At 51.2% G+C, this 334-nt stretch carries 1 rRNA gene; it reads right to left on the bottom strand.

What is annotated here, in order from left to right:
• A 23S ribosomal RNA gene (locus CIL02_RS10855) occupies window positions 1-146 on the bottom strand; the annotation flags it as partial.
• Between the last annotated feature and the right edge of the window lie 188 nt (window positions 147-334).

Genomic DNA, 334 nt, shown 5'->3' with positions numbered 1-334 from the left:
CTGTCCTTCAGACAGCCGGGTTGTCCCATTCGGAAATCCCGGGATCAGAGGTCATTTGCACCTACCCCGGGCTTATCGCAGCTTATCACGTCCTTCATCGCCTCCATGAGCCAAGGCATCCGCCATGAGCCCTTTACTACTTTCGATTTCCGGCCAAAAGGCCGGACGCTCATACTTTCAGCTCTTCCTGGCATCGTCCATAGGACATGCAGGAAGGAGTTTCCTGTTATTACAGTCTTGCTTGTGTCAATATGTCAAAGATCTCTTTCCCAACATAAGGGAAGTGTGGAGAATAACGGATTCGAACCGTTGACCCCCTGCTTGCAAAGCAGGT

Source organism: Prevotella sp. P3-122, from assembly GCF_002251365.1.
Classification (GTDB): domain Bacteria; phylum Bacteroidota; class Bacteroidia; order Bacteroidales; family Bacteroidaceae; genus Prevotella.
Note: the sequence above shows the minus strand (reverse complement) of the source record. Positions and strands in the feature narration are given on the sequence as shown.